Source organism: Streptomyces varsoviensis (assembly GCF_000718635.1).
GTDB lineage: Bacteria > Actinomycetota > Actinomycetes > Streptomycetales > Streptomycetaceae > Streptomyces > Streptomyces varsoviensis.
The window spans coordinates 20,520-39,053 of the sequence record NZ_JOBF01000017.1; the positions used below are offsets into that span (position 1 = coordinate 20,520).

At 73.1% G+C, this 18,534-nt stretch carries 16 protein-coding genes; 13 read left to right on the top strand and 3 right to left on the bottom strand.

Annotated features, from left to right (window positions below; genetic code table 11):
• Nucleotides 1–16 precede the first annotated feature (16 nt).
• Nucleotides 17–1,435, top strand: a complete 1,419-nt coding sequence (locus IF55_RS23885) for an MFS transporter (protein ID WP_078645094.1) — start codon at nt 17–19, stop codon at nt 1,433–1,435.
• Here IF55_RS23885 and IF55_RS23890 read toward each other — a convergent pair.
• A complete protein-coding gene (locus tag IF55_RS23890; RefSeq protein WP_030886874.1) occupies nt 1,407–3,218 on the bottom strand; it encodes a glycoside hydrolase family 15 protein in 1,812 nt (603 codons plus the stop codon). The genes IF55_RS23885 and IF55_RS23890 overlap by 29 nt on opposite strands.
• A 426-nt stretch (nt 3,219–3,644) precedes the next feature.
• Between IF55_RS23890 and IF55_RS23895 the strand changes: the two genes are divergently transcribed.
• From IF55_RS23895 to IF55_RS23935, 9 genes are all read left to right on the top strand, one after another.
• Nucleotides 3,645–5,297: a CTP synthase gene (locus IF55_RS23895; RefSeq protein WP_030886872.1), complete on the top strand. Its 1,653-nt coding sequence runs from the start codon at nt 3,645–3,647 to the stop codon at nt 5,295–5,297.
• Nucleotides 5,298–5,380: 83 nt separating this feature from the next.
• Nucleotides 5,381–6,007, top strand: a complete 627-nt coding sequence (locus IF55_RS23900; protein WP_030886869.1) for an NUDIX domain-containing protein — start codon at nt 5,381–5,383, stop codon at nt 6,005–6,007.
• A gap of 169 nt (nt 6,008–6,176) precedes the next feature.
• Complete coding sequence (locus tag IF55_RS23905) at nt 6,177–8,321, top strand: tetratricopeptide repeat protein (protein WP_048832378.1); 2,145 nt, start codon at nt 6,177–6,179, stop codon at nt 8,319–8,321.
• Nucleotides 8,322–8,452: 131 nt separating this feature from the next.
• Complete coding sequence (ald, locus tag IF55_RS23910) at nt 8,453–9,568, top strand: alanine dehydrogenase (RefSeq protein WP_030886864.1); 1,116 nt, start codon at nt 8,453–8,455, stop codon at nt 9,566–9,568.
• 310 nt (nt 9,569–9,878) lie between these two features.
• Nucleotides 9,879–10,994 carry a ParA family protein gene (locus IF55_RS23915; protein WP_030886862.1) on the top strand — a complete coding sequence of 372 codons (1,116 nt, stop codon included), beginning with the start codon at nt 9,879–9,881 and terminating at the stop codon, nt 10,992–10,994.
• The gene (locus IF55_RS23920) at nt 10,979–11,578 is read left to right on the top strand and encodes a hypothetical protein (RefSeq protein ID WP_245661370.1); all 600 of its coding nucleotides are present in this window, start codon (nt 10,979–10,981) and stop codon (nt 11,576–11,578) included. The genes IF55_RS23915 and IF55_RS23920 overlap by 16 nt, the downstream gene beginning before the upstream one ends.
• An 88-nt stretch (nt 11,579–11,666) precedes the next feature.
• Nucleotides 11,667–12,845 carry a segregation and condensation protein A gene (locus IF55_RS23925; RefSeq protein WP_048832379.1) on the top strand — a complete coding sequence of 393 codons (1,179 nt, stop codon included), beginning with the start codon at nt 11,667–11,669 and terminating at the stop codon, nt 12,843–12,845.
• A gap of 131 nt (nt 12,846–12,976) precedes the next feature.
• Nucleotides 12,977–13,600: an SMC-Scp complex subunit ScpB gene (gene scpB, locus IF55_RS23930; protein ID WP_030886859.1), complete on the top strand. Its 624-nt coding sequence runs from the start codon at nt 12,977–12,979 to the stop codon at nt 13,598–13,600.
• A complete protein-coding gene (locus IF55_RS23935; protein ID WP_030886858.1) occupies nt 13,600–14,631 on the top strand; it encodes a pseudouridine synthase in 1,032 nt (343 codons plus the stop codon). Before scpB ends, IF55_RS23935 begins: the two co-directional genes overlap by 1 nt.
• A 164-nt stretch (nt 14,632–14,795) precedes the next feature.
• Here IF55_RS23935 and IF55_RS23940 read toward each other — a convergent pair whose 3' ends face one another.
• Together IF55_RS23940 and IF55_RS23945 are read right to left on the bottom strand one after the other, a co-directional pair.
• Nucleotides 14,796–15,494, bottom strand: a complete 699-nt coding sequence (locus IF55_RS23940; protein ID WP_030886856.1) for a nucleotidyltransferase domain-containing protein — start codon at nt 15,492–15,494, stop codon at nt 14,796–14,798.
• Nucleotides 15,495–15,542: 48 nt separating this feature from the next.
• Nucleotides 15,543–15,905, bottom strand: coding sequence for a DUF952 domain-containing protein (locus tag IF55_RS23945; protein ID WP_030886854.1), 363 nt, complete (start codon nt 15,903–15,905; stop codon nt 15,543–15,545).
• Nucleotides 15,906–16,070: 165 nt separating this feature from the next.
• Between IF55_RS23945 and aroH the strand changes: the two genes are divergently transcribed.
• From aroH to cmk, 3 genes are all read left to right on the top strand, one after another.
• Nucleotides 16,071–16,433, top strand: a complete 363-nt coding sequence (gene aroH / locus IF55_RS23950) for a chorismate mutase (RefSeq protein ID WP_030886853.1) — start codon at nt 16,071–16,073, stop codon at nt 16,431–16,433.
• On the top strand, nt 16,430–17,515 hold the full coding sequence (locus tag IF55_RS23955; protein WP_030886851.1) for a prephenate dehydrogenase: 1,086 nt from the start codon (nt 16,430–16,432) through the stop codon (nt 17,513–17,515). The genes aroH and IF55_RS23955 overlap by 4 nt, the downstream gene beginning before the upstream one ends.
• A 255-nt stretch (nt 17,516–17,770) precedes the next feature.
• Nucleotides 17,771–18,484, top strand: coding sequence for a (d)CMP kinase (cmk, locus tag IF55_RS23960; RefSeq protein WP_030886848.1), 714 nt, complete (start codon nt 17,771–17,773; stop codon nt 18,482–18,484).
• Nucleotides 18,485–18,534: the final 50 nt, after the last annotated feature.

Sequence of the window (18,534 nt, forward strand, 5' to 3'; positions counted from 1 at the left end):
CCATACGCTGTTCCGCATGACCGAAGCCGCCGATGCCCAGCAACTCCGTCCGGGCGGGAAGCCCGAGAGACCGGACGGGGACGAGAGATCCCACGGGGACGACATACGGATATCGGCGACCGCCCCGCCCGGAGGCGCCGGGGGGTCAGGAACGCCGCCCGACCTCGCCGCCGTCCAGCGGCGCACCGTCAAGGTCCTCATGTCGGCCCAGGTCGTCGCCGGCATCGGCATGGGCTCGATGCTCTCCTCCGGCGGCCTGCTCGTCGAGCACCTCACCGGCTCCGAGGGCGCCGCCGGGCTCGCCACCACCATGACCACCCTCGGCGCGGCCCTGCTGTCCGTACCGCTCGCCGCCCTCTCCCGGGCCCGGGGCCGCCGGACCGGGCTCGGCGTCGGCTGGCTGGTCGCGGCGGCCGGCGCGCTGACCGTGCTGGCGGCGGCCCGGCTCGGCTGGTTCCCGCTGATGCTCGCGGGCATGCTGCTCGTCGGCTCCGGCACCGCCGCCAACCTCCAGTCCCGCTACGCCGCCGCCGACCTCGCGACCTCCGCGACCCGCGCCCGTTCGCTGTCCCTCGTCGTCTGGTCCACGACCCTCGGCAGCGTCCTGGGGCCCAACCTGAGCGGCCCCGGCGAGGCCGTCGCCCGCGCCCTCGCCCTCCCGGAGGCCGCGGGCACCTTCGTCTTCTCCGTGGCGGCGTTCCTCGCCGGCTGGCTGGTCATCCGGCTCCGGCTGCGCCCGGACCCGCTGCTGCTGGCCGCCGCCGCCCAGGCGGGGGCAGCGGCCGGCAGCGCGGAACGCGAGGGAAATCCGGTGCCCGCCGCCCCGCAGCCCGCGTTCCTCGCCCGTATGGGCACCGCCATGCGCCACGTGGCCACCCGCCCCGCCGCCCTCACCGGGCTGACGGCCCTGGTCATCGGCCACGCGGTGATGGTGTCGGTGATGACGATGACGCCCGTGCACCTCGCCCACCACGGGGCCTCGCTCAGCGTCGTCGGGTTCACGATCAGTCTGCACATCGCCGGGATGTACGCGCTGTCGCCGCTGGTGGGATGGGCCGCCGACCGGCTCGGCCGGGTGCCCGTGATCCTGCTCGGGCAGGCGGTATACGTCGTCGCGACGCTCCTCGCGGGGACCTCCGGCGGCGACCGGTGGGCGGTCACCGCCGGGCTCTTCCTGCTCGGCTCCGGCTGGTCGTGCGCCACGGTCGCGGGTTCCACGCTGCTGACCGAGTCCATCGACGCCGAGCACCGCTCCGAGGTCCAAGGGGTGTCCGACACCCTCATGAACCTCGTCGGAGCGGCGGGCGGCGCGCTCTCCGGCGGCCTCGTGGCCCTCGTCGGCTACGGCGGCCTGAACGCCGCCGCGGCCGTACTCGTCGTGCCGGTCAGCGCCTGCGCGCTGTTCTTCAGCCTACGAACGCGCTTGACGCGGTGAGCCGCAGCGCCGTGTCGATCAGCGGAACGTGGCTGAACGCCTGCGGGAAATTGCCCACTTGGCGCTGGAGCCGGGGGTCCCACTCCTCGGCCAGCAGCCCGAGGTCGTTGCGGAGCGAGAGCAGCCGCTCGAACAGCTTGCGCGCCTCGTCCACCCGGCCGATCATCGCGAGATCGTCGGCCAGCCAGAACGAGCAGGCCAGGAACGCCCCTTCGTCGCCCTCCAGCCCGTCCACGCCCGCGTCGCCGCCGCTCGTCGGGTAGCGCAGCACGAAGCCGTCCTCCGTGGACAGCTCCCGCTGGATCGCCTCGATGGTGCCGATGACCCGCTTGTCGTCCGGCGGCAGGAACCCCATCTGCGGGATGAGCAGCAAGGACGCGTCCAGCTCCTTGGACCCGTACGACTGGGTGAAGGTGTTGCGCTCCTTGTCGTAGCCCTTCTCGCAGACGTCGCGGTGGATGTCGTCGCGCAGCTCGCGCCACTTCTCCAACGGGCCGTCCACATCACCCGATTCGATGAGCTTGATGGTCCGGTCGACCGCCACCCAGGCCATGACCTTCGAGTGCACGAAGTGCCGGCGCGGGCCGCGCACCTCCCAGATGCCCTCGTCCGGTTCCATCCAGTGGGCCTCCAGGTACTGGATCAGCTTGAGCTGGAGGATGCTGGCGTAGTCGTTGCGGGCCAGGCCCGTCATGTGCCCGAGGTGCAGCGCCTCGGTGACCTCGCCGTAGACGTCGAGCTGGAGCTGGCCGGCCGCGCCGTTGCCGATCCGCACCGGCCCGGAGTTCTCGTACCCCGGCAGCCATGACAGCTCGGCCTCGCCCAGCTCCCGCTCGCCCGCGATCCCGTACATGATCTGGAGGTTCTCGGGGTCGCCGGCCACGGCCCGCAGCAGCCACTCGCGCCAGGCGCGGGCCTCCTCGCGGTAGCCCGTGCGCAGCAGCGAGGACAGGGTGATCGCCGCGTCCCGGAGCCAGGTGAAGCGGTAGTCCCAGTTGCGGGAGCCGCCGATGTCCTCGGGCAGCGAGGTGGTGGGCGCCGCCACGATGCCGCCGGTCGGGGCGTAGGTCAGCGCCTTGAGGGTGATGAGCGAGCGGACGACGGCGTCCCGGTAGGGCCCGTGGTACGTACAGTGCTCGACCCACTCCCGCCAGAAGCCCTCCGTCGCCTCCAGCGCGCCCTCCGGTTCGGGCAGCGCCGGGGGCTCCTTGTGCGAGGCCTCCCAACTGATGGTGAAGGCGACCCGGTCGCCCGGCGCGACGGTGAAGTCCGCATAGGTCGTCAGATCCTTGCCGTACGTCTCCGCTTCGGTGTCGAACCACACCGAGTCGGGACCGGCGACGGCCACCGTGCGGCCGTCCGCGTCGGTGTGCACCCACGGCGTGATGCGCCCGTAGGAGAAGCGCATCCGCAGCGCGGAGCGCATCGGCACCCGTCCGCTGACGCCCTCCACGATCCGGATGAGCTGCGGCGCCCCGTCGCGCGGCGGCATGAAATCGATCACCCGGACGGTGCCGCGCGGGGTGTCCCACTCGGATTCCAGTACGAGCGAGTCGCCTCTGTAGCGGCGCCGGTCGGCCGGCGGCGGCGTGGCCCCGGACGCATGGGCGGGGCCGATGCGCCAGAAGCCGTGCTCGTCGCTGCCGAGCAGGCCGGCGAAAACGGCATGGGAGTCGAAACGGGGGAGGCACAGCCAGTCGGCTGTCCCGTCCCGGCAGACGAGGGCGGCGGTCTGCATATCGCCAATGAGTGCGTAATCCTCGATGCGCCCGGCCACGTGCATCTCCAGTCGAACGGCCACGTCGCCCCGAAGGGCTTTCTTGCGGTCAAGCGATCTTCGACGAGCTCTTGTTCCGGGAAGGGGCGGGGTAGTGCCATGCCGGCCGGCTCGCTGCTGTGTCCGTGCAGGATACGACGCCCAGTTGGTGTGACGCGCGACGGTCCGCGCAGGAACCTGAGCCGAATGGGTGGCCTGTGACCGCGCCGCTACACGGCGGCCCCGGCACCGCTACGCAGGGGTCCCCACGCCGCTACGCAGGGCGCATATCGCGCCGTGGGGCGTCGCCGGAAGCGACCGCCCCGGGTCGCTGATACCCTGGTAGCCCGTGGACCGGTGGGAGCAGAACCCCCGAACCGCAGCGACGGCGGCCCCCGAGAATCAGGGCAGGCGCCGCTTCGCATTTCACCTCGCGACCACGGGAGCCCCCTCTTGGCCATTGCCGCAAAGCCCACGACGACCAAGCACCTCTTCGTCACCGGGGGTGTCGCCTCCTCGCTCGGCAAGGGCCTCACCGCCTCCAGCCTGGGCGCGCTGCTCAAGGCGCGGGGCCTGCGGGTCACGATGCAGAAGCTCGACCCGTACCTGAACGTCGACCCGGGCACGATGAACCCGTTCCAGCACGGCGAGGTGTTCGTCACCAACGACGGCGCCGAGACGGACCTGGACATCGGCCACTACGAGCGGTTCCTCGACGTCGACCTCGACGGGTCCGCCAACGTCACCACCGGCCAGGTCTACTCCACCGTGATCGCCAAGGAGCGGCGCGGCGAGTACCTGGGCGACACGGTGCAGGTCATCCCGCACATCACCAACGAGATCAAGCACCGCGTCCGGCGGATGGCCACCGATGACGTGGACGTCGTCATCACCGAGGTCGGCGGCACCGTCGGCGACATCGAGTCGCTGCCGTTCCTGGAGGCCGTGCGCCAGACCCGGCACGAGGTCGGCCGCGACAACGTCTTCGTCGTGCACATCTCGCTGCTCCCGTACATCGGCCCGTCCGGCGAGCTGAAGACCAAGCCCACCCAGCACTCGGTCGCCGCCCTGCGCAACATCGGCATCCAGCCGGACGCCATCGTGCTGCGCGCCGACCGCGACGTGCCGACCGCCATCAAGCGCAAGATCTCGCTGATGTGCGATGTCGACGAGGACGCCGTGGTGGCCTGCAAGGACGCGCCGTCGATCTACGACATCCCGAAGGTGCTGCACACCGAGGGCCTGGACGCGTACGTGGTGCGCCGCCTCGACCTGCCCTTCCGGGACGTCGACTGGACCGAGTGGGACGACCTGCTCAAGCGGGTCCACGAGCCGAAGCACGAGGTCAAGGTCGCCCTCGTCGGCAAGTACATCGACCTGCCGGACGCCTATCTCTCGGTGACCGAGGCGATCCGGGCCGGCGGCTTCGCCAACCAGGCCCGCGTGAAGATCAAGTGGGTCACCTCCGACGACTGCACCACCCCGGCCGGGGCCCAGGAGCAGCTCGGCGACGTGGACGCGGTCTGCATCCCCGGCGGCTTCGGCGACCGCGGCGTCAACGGCAAGGTCGGCGCGATCACCTACGCCCGTGAGCGCGGCATCCCGCTGCTCGGCCTCTGCCTGGGCCTCCAGTGCGTGGTCATCGAGGCGGCCCGCAACCTCGCGGGCATCGAGGGCGCCAACTCCACCGAGTTCGACCCGGCCACCGCCAACCCGGTCATCTCCACCATGGCCGAGCAGCTCGACATCGTGGCCGGCGACGGCGACATGGGCGGCACGATGCGGCTCGGCATGTACCCGGCGAAGCTCGCCGAGGGCTCCATCGTGCGCGAGACCTATGGCGACCAGCCGTACGTGGAGGAGCGTCACCGCCACCGCTACGAGGTCAACAACTCCTACCGCGCGGACCTGGAGAAGAAGGCCGGCCTCCAGTTCTCCGGCACCTCCCCGGACAACAAGCTGGTGGAGTACGTCGAGTACCCGCGCGACGTGCACCCCTACCTGGTCGCCACCCAGGCCCACCCGGAGCTGCGCTCCCGCCCGACCCGCCCGCACCCGCTCTTCGCGGGCCTGGTGAAGGCGGCCGTTCAGCGGCAGCAGGGCTGACCTCGGCGGTTGACCTATACGGTGGACCGGGGTGCGGGCGTTTTGCGGCCCGTGCCCCGGTTCCGTCGTTCAGGAGGACGTACATGGGTATCAAGGACACCGCCGCCGAGTGGCAGGTCACCGCGACCGCGACGCCGTTCGTCGGGAACAAGACCAGTGTCCGTACGGACGAGGTCGTCATGCCGGACGGCGCCACCGTCACGCGTGACTATCAGGTCCACCCCGGCTCCGTCGCCGTCCTCGCCCTCGACGACGAGCAGCGCGTGCTCGTCCTCAACCAGTACCGGCACCCGGTGCGCCACAAGCTCTGGGAGATCCCGGCCGGCCTCCTCGACGTCCCCGGCGAGAACCCGCTGCACGCCGCCCAGCGGGAGCTGTACGAGGAGGCCCACGTCAAGGCCGAGGACTGGCGCGTCCTCACCGACGTCTACACCACGCCCGGCGGCTGCGACGAGGCCGTACGGATCTTCCTCGCCCGCGGCATCTCCGAGATCGAGGGCGAGCGCTTCGAGGTCTCCGAGGAAGAGGCCGACATGGAACTCGCCCGCGTCCCGCTGCCCGACCTCATCCACGGCGTCCTCGCCGGCGACCTCCACAACAACTGCCTGGTCGTAGGCGTCCTTTCGCTCCACGCCGCGCTGACGGGCGGCGGCCTCGACGGGCTCCGCCCCGCGGACGCGGACTGGCCGGCCCGGCCGTTCGGCGCGTAGGTCCGCGCCGCCGACGTACCCCGCCGTGAGCGAATCGATGTGCTGATCCGATTGAGTGATCTACGGGGTGTGCGCTGCCGGAGGGCCGGGCGCGGGTGAACTAGGCTCGTGAAGTTCCCGCTCGCAGCCGCGGCGGGCTCGTACGCGCGAGTGGACGGGAGCGTGGCGCGTGACGGATCAGGCGGTGGGGGAGCGGGGGGCCGCCGCGCGGCGGCCGTCCTCGGCGGGGCGTACGGCCGCCGCCACCGCGGCGGCACCGGGCGCGTTCTACGGGCGGCGGCGCGAGCTCCAGGCCCTGCGGTCCGACATCGGCCGGGCCGGACTCGACACCATCTCCGGCCGCAAGGCCCCCCGCAGCCGGGTGCTGCTCATCGCGGGCCGCCCCGGCTCCGGCCGCAGCGCGCTGGCCGAGGAGCTGGCCCGGCGGCTGGCGAAGGACTACCCGGACGGCGTGCTGCGGGCACGCCTGACGGAACCCGGCGGCGAGCCCGTACCGGTCGGTCGGGCCGCCCGCGAACTCCTCGGCGCGCTCGGCGCCGGCTCGGTGCCCGGCGCCGGCGAGGACGAACTGTCCCAGGCGCTGCGGACCGCGCTCCACCAGCGGCGGGTGCTGCTCCTCCTCGACGACGCGGCGAGCGCCGAACAGGTCGACGCGCTGCTCCCGGACGCCCCCGACTCGCTGCTCGTCGCCGTCGCACGGGGCCCGCTCACCGGGGTGCCCGATGTCCGGCCGTGCACGCTGGGCGGGCTCGACAAGGGCGCCGCCGTGGAGCTGATCGGCCGGTACGCGGGCTCGACCCGCATCACCTGCGACCCGGTCTCCGCGGATTCGGTGGTGGAGGAGTGCGGCGGCCAGCCCGCCGCCCTGGTCCTGATCGGCGGCTGGCTGGCGGCCCGCCCCAAGGCGTCCGTCGCCGACGCCGTCAACCTGCTGCGCCAGTTGCCGGCGGACGAGGCGCAGGAGAGCGGCGGCCGCCCGCTGGCCCGCGCCTTCCGGCTGGCGTACGAGTCGCTGCCCGCGCCCGCCGCCCGCGTCCTGCGGCTGCTCGCGCTCGCCCCGGCGGGGCTGGCCGACGCCCACACCGCCTCCGCGCTCGCGGGCTGCTCGCTCTCCGCGGCCCAGTCCGCGCTGGAGGACTTCGCCGCGCAGGGCCTGCTGCACGCGGTCGGCCCCGCGGCGGCGGAGCCCCCGGCGGGCCCGGCCGCGGACGTGCCGCCGCAGTACGAGGTGCCCGGCGCGCTGCACCCGATGCTGCGGGCGCTGCTCGCCGCGCAGGAGCGCCCGGCGGAGGCGGAGCTGGCCCGGGCGCGGATGCTGGAGCGGACCGTACGGCAGCTCCACTCCTGCCGGGCGGTCACCGAGCCCGCGGACTCCCCGGCGCGCAAGCGGCTGGCCGAGGTGCCCCGCGCGCTGCGCTTCGGCTCCGCCGACGAGGCCGCGCGGTGGCTGCGGCTGCGCCGGCCCGCGCTGCTCGCGGCGGCCCGGCTCGCGGTACGCGACGGCCAACTGGACACCCTGGCACGGCGGTTGGTCTCCGCGCTGGCGCGGGCGCTGACCGCCCATCAGGGCGCGGAGGCGGCCGCGCCGGACCTCTACGACCTCCACCAACTGGTCCTGGACGTCGCGGGGCGGCGCCGGATGCCGGTGGAGAAGGCCGCCGCGCTGCTGAATCTGGGCGACCTGGACGCGCGCGCGGAACGTACGGAGGGCGCGCTGGTCCGCTACCGGGAGGCGCTGGTGGCGGCGCGGGAGGCCGCCGACCCGTACGCCACCGGCCGCGCGCTGGAGTCCATCGCCGCCTCGTACCAGGAGCTGGGCGACTGGCAGCGGGCCGCCGACTGGTACGGGCGGGCGCTGGAGCTGCGGCTGACCCGCGGTGAACTCGCCGACGAGGCGCGGCTGTACGGGCGGCTCGGCGCGGTGCACACCTACGCGGGCCGCTGGGCGGAGGCGCTGCGCGACTGGCGGGCGGCGGCGGCCGCCTGCCGCCGGCTGCGGGACCTGCCCGGCCACGCGCGGGCGCTCGGCGAGACGGCCCGGGTGCAGGAGTACGCGGGCCGGCCGCGGGAGGCGCTGCGGATCTGCCGGGAGGCGCTGGAGTACGCGCGCGAGGCGGGCGACGTGCGGCTGCGGGCGGCGCTGGAGCTGAGGCTGGCGGACACCCTGGAGCGGCTCGGCGACCCGGCCGCGGCGGGGGTGCACCGGGCCTCGGCGGAGGCGCTGCTCGGCTCCCCGCCGGTTCCGGCCGCGGAAGCGGAAGGCGGAGAACCGCTCTCGACCTACGAAATCAGTAGCTCATCTCGCGAAGATTAGTGCTTTGCAAGGCTAGACACCACGAGATCCTTCATTAGACTGGCCGCGCCGCGGGCGCCGCGGTCTGCTCTGGTGTGCCGTGGCATATCCGGATTAGCCTGTAATTCTCCGATACAAGGACCGTGATCGACGTGAAGGTCGGCATCCCCCGCGAGGTCAAGAACAACGAATTCCGCGTGGCCATCACCCCCGCCGGCGTGCATGAACTGGTGCGCCACGGCCACCAGGTCCACGTCGAGCGGAATGCCGGAGTCGGCTCCTCCATCACGGACGCGGAGTACATCGCCGCGGGCGCCGCCATCCTGGACACCGCCGACGAGGTGTGGGCCGCCGCCGACCTGCTGCTGAAGGTCAAGGAGCCGATCGCCGAGGAGTACCACCGCCTCCGCAAGGGCCAGACCCTCTTCACCTACCTCCACCTCGCCGCCTCCCGCGCCTGCACCGACGCCCTCCTGGAGTCCGGCACCACCGCCATCGCCTATGAGACGGTCGAGACCGCGAGCCGCCAGCTACCGCTGCTCGCCCCGATGTCCGAGGTCGCCGGCCGGCTCGCCCCGCAGGTCGGCGCGTACCACCTGATGCGCGCGGCCGGCGGCCGCGGCGTGCTGCCGGGCGGCGTCCCCGGCGTCGCCGCCGGCCGGGCCGTCGTCATCGGCGGCGGCGTCTCCGGCTGGAACGCCGCGCAGATCGCCATCGGCATGGGCTTCCACGTCACCCTCCTCGACAAGGACATCAACAAGCTGCGCGAGGCCGACAAGGTCTTCGGCACCAAGGTGCAGACGATCACCTCCAACGCCTACGAGCTGGAGAAGGCCGTCCTCGACGCCGACCTCGTGATCGGCGCGGTGCTCATCCCCGGCGCCAAGGCCCCGAAGCTGGTCACCAACGAGCTGGTCGCCCGGATGAAGCCCGGAAGTGTCCTTGTCGACATCGCGATCGACCAGGGCGGCTGCTTCGAGGACTCGAAGCCGACCACGCACGCCGAGCCGACCTTCCCGGTCCACGACTCCGTCTTCTACTGCGTCGCGAACATGCCGGGCGCCGTCCCGCACACCTCCACCCACGCCCTCACCAACGCCACGCTGCCCTACATCGTGGAGCTGGCGAACCGCGGCTGGCGCGAGGCGCTGAGCCGGGACGCCGCCCTCGCCAAGGGGCTCAACATCCACGAGGGCCAGGTCACTTACGCCTCCGTCGCCGAGGCCCACGACCTGCCGCACGTGGAGCTGAGCGCGCTCCTCGGCTGACGCGCGAGCGCGCCCCGGTCAACGCGACGCGCCCGGCCGGACCGTACGGAACGCGGTCCGGCCGGCGCGTTTCACCCACTCGCGAAATCTCCGGAACGCACCCCGTACACCCTTGACAGAGGGGTGTTCGATTGCCGACACATCGTGCCGTCTCCGGCGGATTGTGTTGCTGCGGAAGGCCGACACGCCATAGAGTCGGCCACCGTCGGCATGGTGCCACGCTGACCTATCGAGATGTTTCCTGGTCACCAAGGAGGTAGGACGACTTGTGAATGAGTCGACATTTGCTCCCGGGGGTGGTCAACCAGGAATGCCTGCACAGGGCCAGAGCGCCTCGGGGTTCCAGGCTGTCGGCTCCGTCGCTGTCCACACCTTCGAAGCGCAGAGCGCGACCACAGCCCACCAGAGCATGGATGGCCCCCACGTGAACGCCATGGCCGGCGACCACGGCGGCACGGACTCCGCCCGTCTCGCCGACTACGACGAAGTCCCCCAGGGGCACTTCTACGACCCCGATGCCGAGTACGAGCCCGACCCGGAGTACGCGGCCACGCTGGCCCCCGACGCGGCCCGCCAGCGCCGGGAGCGCGTCGGCCCCACCGGCCGCCCCCTCCCGTACTTCCCGATCCCGGGACCGCTGACCGACCACGGCCCCGCGAAGATCATCGCGATGTGCAACCAGAAGGGCGGGGTCGGCAAGACCACCTCGACCATCAACCTGGGCGCCGCCCTCGCGGAGTACGGACGCCGGGTGCTGCTCGTCGACTTCGACCCGCAGGGCGCCCTCTCCGTCGGCCTCGGCGTCAACCCGATGGAGCTCGACCTCACCGTCTACAACCTGCTCATGGAGCGGGGCATGGCGGCCGACGAGGTCCTGCTGAAGACGGCCGTGCCCAATATGGACCTGCTGCCCAGCAATATCGATTTGTCAGCCGCTGAAGTGCAGTTGGTCAGCGAGGTCGCCCGCGAGTCCACGCTCCAGCGCGCCCTCAAGCCGCTCATGGCCGACTACGACTACATCGTCATCGACTGCCAGCCCTCCCTGGGCCTGCTCACCGTCAACGCGCTCACCGCCGCCCACAAGGTCATCGTGCCGCTGGAGTGCGAGTTCTTCGCGCTGCGCGGCGTCGCGCTGCTCACCGAGACCATCGAGAAGGTCCAGGAGCGGCTCAACCCCGACCTGGAACTCGACGGCATCCTCGCCACCATGTACGACTCACGCACCGTGCACAGCCGCGAAGTCCTCGCCCGCGTGGTCGAGGCCTTCGACGAGCACGTCTACCACACGGTCATCGGCCGCACCGTCCGGTTCCCCGAGACCACGGTCGCGGGCGAGCCGATCACCACGTACGCGTCCAACTCCGTCGGCGCGGCCGCCTACCGACAGCTCGCCAGGGAGGTGCTCGCCCGGTGTCACGCCGAGTGAGTCTGCCCGGCGCCGACGAACTGTTCCGCACCACCGGGGGCACGGCGCTCCAGCCCTCCTCGCCGCGCCGCCCCGCGGCCGGCGAGCAGCCGCGGGTGCCGGGACCGGCCGCCGAACCCGACGCCGCCGCCCAGCCCGAGGCCACGAACGGCACCGGCGACCGGCCGCCCCGCGCGGGCGCCGCCGAACCCGAGCACGGCGGCCGTGACGCCGCCGCCGCGCGGGGCACGGGCCAGGACACGTCCGCCGAGCGCCGTACGGCCCCGGCCCCCGCCACCGCGCAGGAACGCCCCAAGGGCCGCCAGCCGCAGCCCGAGCAGGGCTCCACCGCGGCGGCCCGCCGCCGGGCACGCGCGGCCAACCGGCGCCCCAGCGGCCGCGAACGCCACGACGAGAAGATCACGGTGTATGTCTCCGCCGAGGAGCTCATGGACCTCGAACACGCCCGGCTGGTGCTGCGCGGCGAGCACGGCCTCGCCGTCGACCGCGGCCGCATCGTGCGCGAGGCCGTCGCCGTCGTCCTCGCCGACCTGGAGTCTCGGGGCGACGCGAGCATCCTGGTGCGCCGATTGCGCGGTCGCTGACCGCGGGGGGCGGTAGCCTGCCCGTCTGCTGCCGGGCCCGTACGTACGTCCGTCGCGCCCCCCGCCCGCAACCGCCCGATGGACCACGATGCCGCCAGCCGACGACCCCTCAGCCGCCACCGGCTCCGCCGCCGCACCGGCCGTACCGCCCGTACCGCCCCGCCGGGCGCTGGGGCGGGGGCCGGGGGCGGCGTATGCGGACGCGGAGCCCGCGGAGGACTCGCGTACGAGCCCGGAGCCCGCGGACGACTCGCGTACGGGCGCGGGGGCCGCGGACCACACGAGCGCGGACCACACGAGCGCGGGCGATACGAGCGCGGGCGACGAGCGGGCCGAGAACGCTGAGAACGGCGCAAACGCCGAGAACAGCGCGAACGCCGAGCACGCAGCGAACGCCGAGAACGCGACCGGGGCCGACGACCGGCGGTTCACCGTGCGGCTCGACAACTTCGAGGGCCCCTTCGACCTGCTCCTCCAGCTCATCTCCAAGCACAAGATGGACGTGACGGAGGTCGCGCTCTCCCGCGTCACCGACGAGTTCATGGCGCACATCCGGGCCATGGGCGCCGACTGGGACCTCGACCAGACCACGGAGTTCCTGGTCGTCGCCGCGACCCTGCTGGACCTGAAGGCCGCCCGGCTGCTGCCGGCCGCCGAGGTGGAGGACGAGGCGGACCTCGCCCTGCTGGAGGCGCGGGACCTGCTGTTCGCGCGGCTCCTCCAGTACCGCGCGTACAAACGGATCGCGGACATCTTCAGCGACCGGCTCCGGGACGAGGCGCGCCGGTACCCCCGTACGGTCGGGCTGGAGCCGCACCACGCGGAGCTGCTGCCCGAAGTGGTCATCAGCATCGGCGCGGAGGGCTTCGCCAAGCTCGCGGTGCAGGCGATGCGGCCCAAGGCGAAGCCCGAGGTGTACGTCGACCACATCCACGCGCCGCTGGTCAGCGTGCGCGAACAGGCGGACGTGGTGATCGCCCGGCTGCGGGCGGCGGGGGAGGCGAGCTTCGCGCAGCTCGCCGAGGACGCCGCCGACACCCTCACCGTCGTCGCCCGCTTCCTCGCGCTGCTGGAGCTGTACCGCGAGCGGATGGTCGCCCTCGACCAGCAGGAGGCGCTGGGCGCGCTGACGGTCCGGTGGACCGGGGCGGCGGAAGGGGAGGGACCGGTCGTGGTGGCGGACGAATTCGACGCCGACGACGGTGACCACGCCGACGACGGCAACCACGAGAATGACGAGGAGAGCGCCGTGGAGAAGGCACCGTGAGCGACGCGTACGCGGCCGACGACACCTATGAGGTCCAGCCCCCGGAAGAGGCCGGGCCCCCCTCCTCGGAGTCCCCTGGGCCCCCGGAATCCTCGGCCTCCTCGGGGCCCTCGGGCGAGCCTCCCGTCGGTCTGAGCGCCGTCGCCGACCTCGACCTCCAGCCCGCCCTGGAGGCCGTGCTCATGGTCGTCGACGAGCCCGTGACCGAGGAGCACCTCGCCAAGGTCCTCCAGCGCCCCCGCCGGGAGGTCTCGGACGCGCTGCACGCGCTGTCGGACGCGTACACCGCCCAGGGGCGCGGCTTCGACCTGCGGCTGATCGCCGGCGGCTGGCGGTTCTACACGCGCGCCGAGTACGCGGACGCGGTCGAGAGCTTCGTCCTGGACGGGCAGCAGGCCCGCCTCACGCAGGCCGCGCTGGAGACGCTGGCCGTCGTCGCGTACCGTCAGCCGGTCAGCCGCTCCCGGGTCTCGGCCGTACGCGGCGTGAACTGCGACGGCGTGATGCGGACCCTCCTCCAGCGCGGTCTGGTGCGGGAGGCGGGCGCGGAACCCGAAACAGGTGCGATCCTGTACAGGACGACGAACTACTTCTTGGAGCGGATGGGTCTGCGCGGCCTGGACGAGCTGCCTGAGCTCGCCCCGTTCCTGCCGGAGGCGGACGCCGTCGAGGCGGACTCCCGCGAGGGCGTTCCGTCGTTCGACCCGGATGCACCGGACGATGCAGACAGTACCCACTCGACAACGGAACCTTGATGCGAAGCAGCGACAGGAACAGCGGCAACCGGAACCCACGGGGCGCGGGCGGCGGCAGGCGGGGCGACAAGAAGCGCTCGGGCACCCCCCGGCCCGAGGAGCGCCGCTACGACGTCGGCGACACCGGCCAGTCGGGCGCGAACAAGCCCGGCGGCGTCGGGCGGTCCAAGCCGAGCAGCAAGCCGACCGGGAACCGGGGGCGCAAGTCGGTGCCCGCCCGCTCCCGTGAGCTCGACGCGAAGATCGAGCAGCGCAACCGCGAGCGGTACGACAAGCCGCGGATCACGACGCCCAAGACCTTCGGCGAGCAGGAGGGCGAGCGGCTGCAGAAGGTCCTCGCCCGGGCCGGCATGGGCTCGCGGCGCGCCTGCGAGGAGCTGATCGACCAGGCCCGCGTCGAGGTGAACGGCGAGATCGTCATGGAGCAGGGGCTCCGCGTCGATCCCCAGAAGGACGAGATCAGGGTCGACGGCCTGACCGTGGCCACCCAGTCGTACCTGTTCTTCGCGCTCAACAAGCCCGCCGGCGTCGTCTCCACCATGGAGGACCCGGACGGCCGGCAGTGCCTCGGCGACTACGTGACCAACCGCGAGACGCGGCTGTTCCACGTCGGCCGCCTCGACACCGAGACCGAGGGCATCATCCTGCTCACCAACCACGGCGAGCTGGCCCACCGCCTCACCCACCCCCGGTACGGCGTCAAGAAGACCTACCTCGCCGCCATTCAGGGCCCGCTCCCGCGCGACCTCGGCAAGCGGCTCAAGGACGGCGTCGAACTGGAGGACGGCTACGCCCGCGCCGACCACTTCCGGATCGTCGACAACGTCGGCAAGAACTACCTCGTCGAGGTCACCCTCCACGAGGGCCGCAAGCACATCGTGCGCCGGATGCTGTCCGAGGCCGGCTTCCCGGTCGACAAGCTCGTCCGCACCCACTTCGGGCCGATCGCCCTCGGCGACCAGAAGTCCGGCTGGCTGCGCCGGATGACCAACACCGAGGTCGGCATGCTGATGCGCGAGGTCGACCTGTAATCCCCCGCCGCCGACGCGCTCCGCGCGCCCGCCCCGCCGGTCCGGAGGGCGGGCGCGCCGCTGTACGGGCCGTGTGTCCGTACGGGCCGTGTGTCCGTACGAGCCCTATGCCCGTACGGGCGGTATGTCCGTACGGCCCGTACGTCCGTACACGCACCGCGCCATCACGCCGCCGACGCCCGCCGCACCCGGATCAGGAAGTCCTCCACGCGGGCGCGGTCCGGCTCGGGCGGCAGCGGGGTGCGTACGGCCGCGGCGTCGGCCTCCTCGTGCAGGCGGGCCATCCAGGACGCGACGGCGGCCCAGGGCAGCTCGCCGCGCCGGACCGCCAGCAGCGGCTCGCGTTCCTCGCCGACGTCCACGGTGAGCGTGCCGGTGCGCAGCAGGTCGCGGGCGGACGTCAGCAGCCGCAGCAGGTGCATGGCGTGCTTCCAGCGCGGCGCGCCGTGCGTACGGAGGTCGGCGTCGAGCTTCTTGCGCTGGCTGATCGCGTACCCGGCGAAGGACTGGTGCGCGCGGCGGGAGAGGAACGCGGAGCGCAGGGCGAGCAGTTCGCGGCCGGTGGCGTCGAGGCGGGTCACGAGCGGGGAGTGCAGGCACTCCAGGACGTTCGGGTTGGCCCGCAGCGCCAGCTCGCAGAACCGCTCCAGCTCCCAGGAGAACTGTTCGGCCTCCGGGCCGTCCACATGGGTCGGCGGCTTGTCGAACCGCCAGAACAGCGGCGTCGGCGCGACGAAGACGCCGCGCCGGTCGGTGTCGCTGTCCTCCGTCGCCAGCCCGAACGCCCGCGACCCCATCACGCACTCATAGACGGTGTGCTCGCGGACCAGGGCGTGACCAGCGGTTTCGGGAGATTCGACCATGACGGGATGGTGCCATGGGCGCCCGCTCGGCGGCCGCCGGTTTTCGGCTCAGGACCACACCGCCAGCTCCGTGGCCCGCCCCGTCTCGTCGCGCCGCACCTCCATCATCCCCTGGACCGCCGTGCGGTTGACGCGCCCGTAGACGTGCGGGAACAGCGTGCCCGGCGAGATCCCCGGCGGCGGCGTGCCCACCGCGTCCTCCCAGCGCACCATGACGTCCAGCTTGTGCTCGTCGATCAGCAGCACCATCAGCGGCCCCACCGCCTCGCGGTAGAACGCCGTGGCGACGGCGAGCGCGATGGTCTCGTCCGGGGAGCAGTGCACGAACCCCTCGGCGGCGAGCGAGGCGGGGGCGTAGGGGCGGTCCGGAGCGGTGAGCCAGTCGTCCAGGGGCACCACATGGAAGATCATGCACACGGTTCTACCGGACGGCGGCCCGCCCTCGGGGGCAGACGCGGGCGGGGCCCGGCGATTCCCGCGCGGTTGGACACCATGACCGCGCGGGCCCCGCCACTGGTTAGGCTGAGAGCGCGGCGGGGCCACCGGGGCCGCCGGGCGGACACAGGGAGCGATGACGTGGCGGTACGAGCGGTCCGCGGAGCCGTACAACTGGAGCGGGACGAGACCGGGCACATGCAGGAGCAGGTCTCGGAGCTGCTCACCGCGATCCTGGAGCGCAACGGCCTCGGCGCCGACGACCTGATCAGCGTCTGGTTCACCGCCACCCCCGACCTGCGCAGCGACTTCCCGGCCGTCGCCGCCCGGCGGCTCGGCATCACGGACGTACCGCTGATCTGCGCGCAGGAACTGGCGGTCGAGGGGGCCATGCCGCGCGTCGTGCGCATCCTCGCGCACGTCGAGACGGACACCGAGCGGTCGAAGATCGCGCACGTCTACCTCGGCGCCGCGGGCGCCCTGCGCAAGGACATCGCCCAGTGAGGACCGCGCTCGTCATCGGCACCGGACTGATCGGCACGTCCGCCGCCCTCGTGCTCGCCGGCCGCGGCGTCCGCGTCCACCTCGTCGACCACGACCCCGCCCAGGCCCGTACGGCCGCGGCCCTCGGCGCCGGGTACGACGAGGAGCCCGAGTCCACCGTCGACCTCGCCATCGTCGCCGTGCCGCCCGCGCACACCGCGCCGACGCTCGCCGACGCCATGCGGCGCGGCCTCGCCCGCGGCTACGTCGACGTGGCCAGCGTCAAGGGCGGCCCGCACCGCGACCTCCAGGCCCTCGGCTGCGACCTCTCCCGCTACATCGGCACCCACCCGATGGCCGGCCGCGAATCCTCCGGGCCGCTCGCCGCCACCGCCGACCTCTTCGAGGGCCGGCCGTGGGTGCTCACCCCCACCCGCGACAGCGACACCGAGGTGCTCAACCTCGCCCTCGAACTCGTCGCGCTGTGCCGCGCCGTCCCCATCGTCATGGACGCCGACGCCCACGACCGGGCCGTCGCCCTCGTCTCGCACACCCCGCAACTGCTCTCCAGCATGGTCGCGGCCCGGCTGCGGGATGCCGACGACACCGCCGTGCGCCTGTGCGGCCAGGGCATCCGCGACGTGACCCGGATCGCCGCCTCCGACCCGCGGATGTGGATCGACATCCTCGCCGCCAACCCCGGCCCGGTCGCCGACGTCCTCGCGGCCGTCGCCGCCGACCTCGACGAGACCGTACGGTCGCTGCGCGCGCTCCAGTCCGCCGACGAGACGAAGCGGGCCGAGGGCACCGCCGGCATCGACGACGTGCTGCGCCGCGGCAACGCGGGCCGCGTCCGGGTGCCGGGCAAGCACGGCGCGGCGCCCACCGCCTACGAGACGGTCCGGGTCCTCATCGGCGACCAGCCGGGGGAGCTGGCCCGTATCTTCGCCGACGCGGGCCGGGCCGCCGTCAATATCGAGGACGTCCGCATCGAGCACGCCAACGGGCAGCAGGCGGGCCTCATCCAGCTCATGGTGGAGCCGCAGGCGGCCCCGGCCCTGACCGCCGCCCTCCGCGAGCGGGGCTGGTCGCTGCGGACTTAAGGGCGGCACCTCGCCGGGCGCCCGCGTGACGGTGGCGGCGGTTGCCATACGGGGCCCCGCGTGACGGCGGTGGCGCTCTCCGTACGAGTCCCTGCCTGACCGTGGCGGCGGTTGCCGTACGGGCGCCCGCGCGATGGCGGACGCGGTTGCCGTACGGGCCGGTCGCACGAGCCAGTAACCTTGGTCGAGGCCCGCTTTCCCGGGCCCGCGCGATCAGGCCCCCGGCCCGCGACCCCCGCCCCGTGCACAAGGAAGGTGTCTGTCACCGTGGAAACCGCCGCCCGGACCGCTCCGGCAGCCGTCATCGTCGGCATCGACGGCCCCTCCGGCACGGGCAAGTCCAGCACCTCGAAGGCCGTGGCGGCCAAGCTCGGGCTGCGCTACCTCGACACCGGCGCCCAGTACCGGGCGATCACCTGGTGGATGCTGAACAACGGCATCGACGTGCGGGACGCCGCGGCCGTCGCCGACGCCGCCGGCAAGCCGTCGCTGGTCTCCGGCACCGACCCGGCCGCCCCGACGATCACCGTCGACGGCCAGGACGCGGCCGGCCCCATCCGCACCCAGGAGGTCACCGCCGCGGTGAGCGCCGTCAGCGCCGTCCCGGAGGTACGGGCCCGGCTGACCGAGCTCCAGCGCGGCATCGCCGCCGACGGCCCGCGCGGCATCGTGGTCGAGGGCCGGGACATCGGCACCACCGTGCTGCCCGACGCCGACGTCAAGATCTTCCTGACCGCCTCCGCCGAGGCGCGCGCCGCCCGCCGCAGCGGCGAGCTGTCCGGCAAGGACCGCGCGGACCTGGCCGCGACCCAGGCGGCGCTCGTCAAGCGCGACGCCGCCGACTCGGGCCGCAAGACCTCGCCGCTGGCCAAGGCGGACGACGCCGTCGAGGTGGACACCACCGAACTGACGCTGAATCAGGTCATCGAGTGCGTGGTCACCCTCATCGAGGAGAAGCGGACCGCGTGACCCCCTCCGCCTCCGGCGCGGCCGTCGGCCGCCGCATCGGCATCGGCCTG

Bases quoted from the DNA above. Each gene is read 5' to 3' on its own strand.
- IF55_RS23900 (WP_030886869.1), top strand. From the start codon at position 5,381: ATGGGTATCAAGGACACCGCCGCCGAGTGGCAGGTCACCGCGACCGCG.
- IF55_RS23945 (WP_030886854.1), bottom strand. From the start codon at position 15,905: ATGATCTTCCATGTGGTGCCCCTGGACGACTGGCTCACCGCTCCGGAC.
- IF55_RS23885 (WP_078645094.1), top strand. From the start codon at position 17: ATGACCGAAGCCGCCGATGCCCAGCAACTCCGTCCGGGCGGGAAGCCC.
- IF55_RS23925 (WP_048832379.1), top strand. From the start codon at position 11,667: ATGCCGCCAGCCGACGACCCCTCAGCCGCCACCGGCTCCGCCGCCGCA.
- IF55_RS23935 (WP_030886858.1), top strand. From the start codon at position 13,600: ATGCGAAGCAGCGACAGGAACAGCGGCAACCGGAACCCACGGGGCGCG.
- IF55_RS23890 (WP_030886874.1), bottom strand. From the start codon at position 3,218: ATGCACGTGGCCGGGCGCATCGAGGATTACGCACTCATTGGCGATATG.
- IF55_RS23915 (WP_030886862.1), top strand. From the start codon at position 9,879: ATGCCTGCACAGGGCCAGAGCGCCTCGGGGTTCCAGGCTGTCGGCTCC.
- IF55_RS23940 (WP_030886856.1), bottom strand. From the start codon at position 15,494: ATGGTCGAATCTCCCGAAACCGCTGGTCACGCCCTGGTCCGCGAGCAC.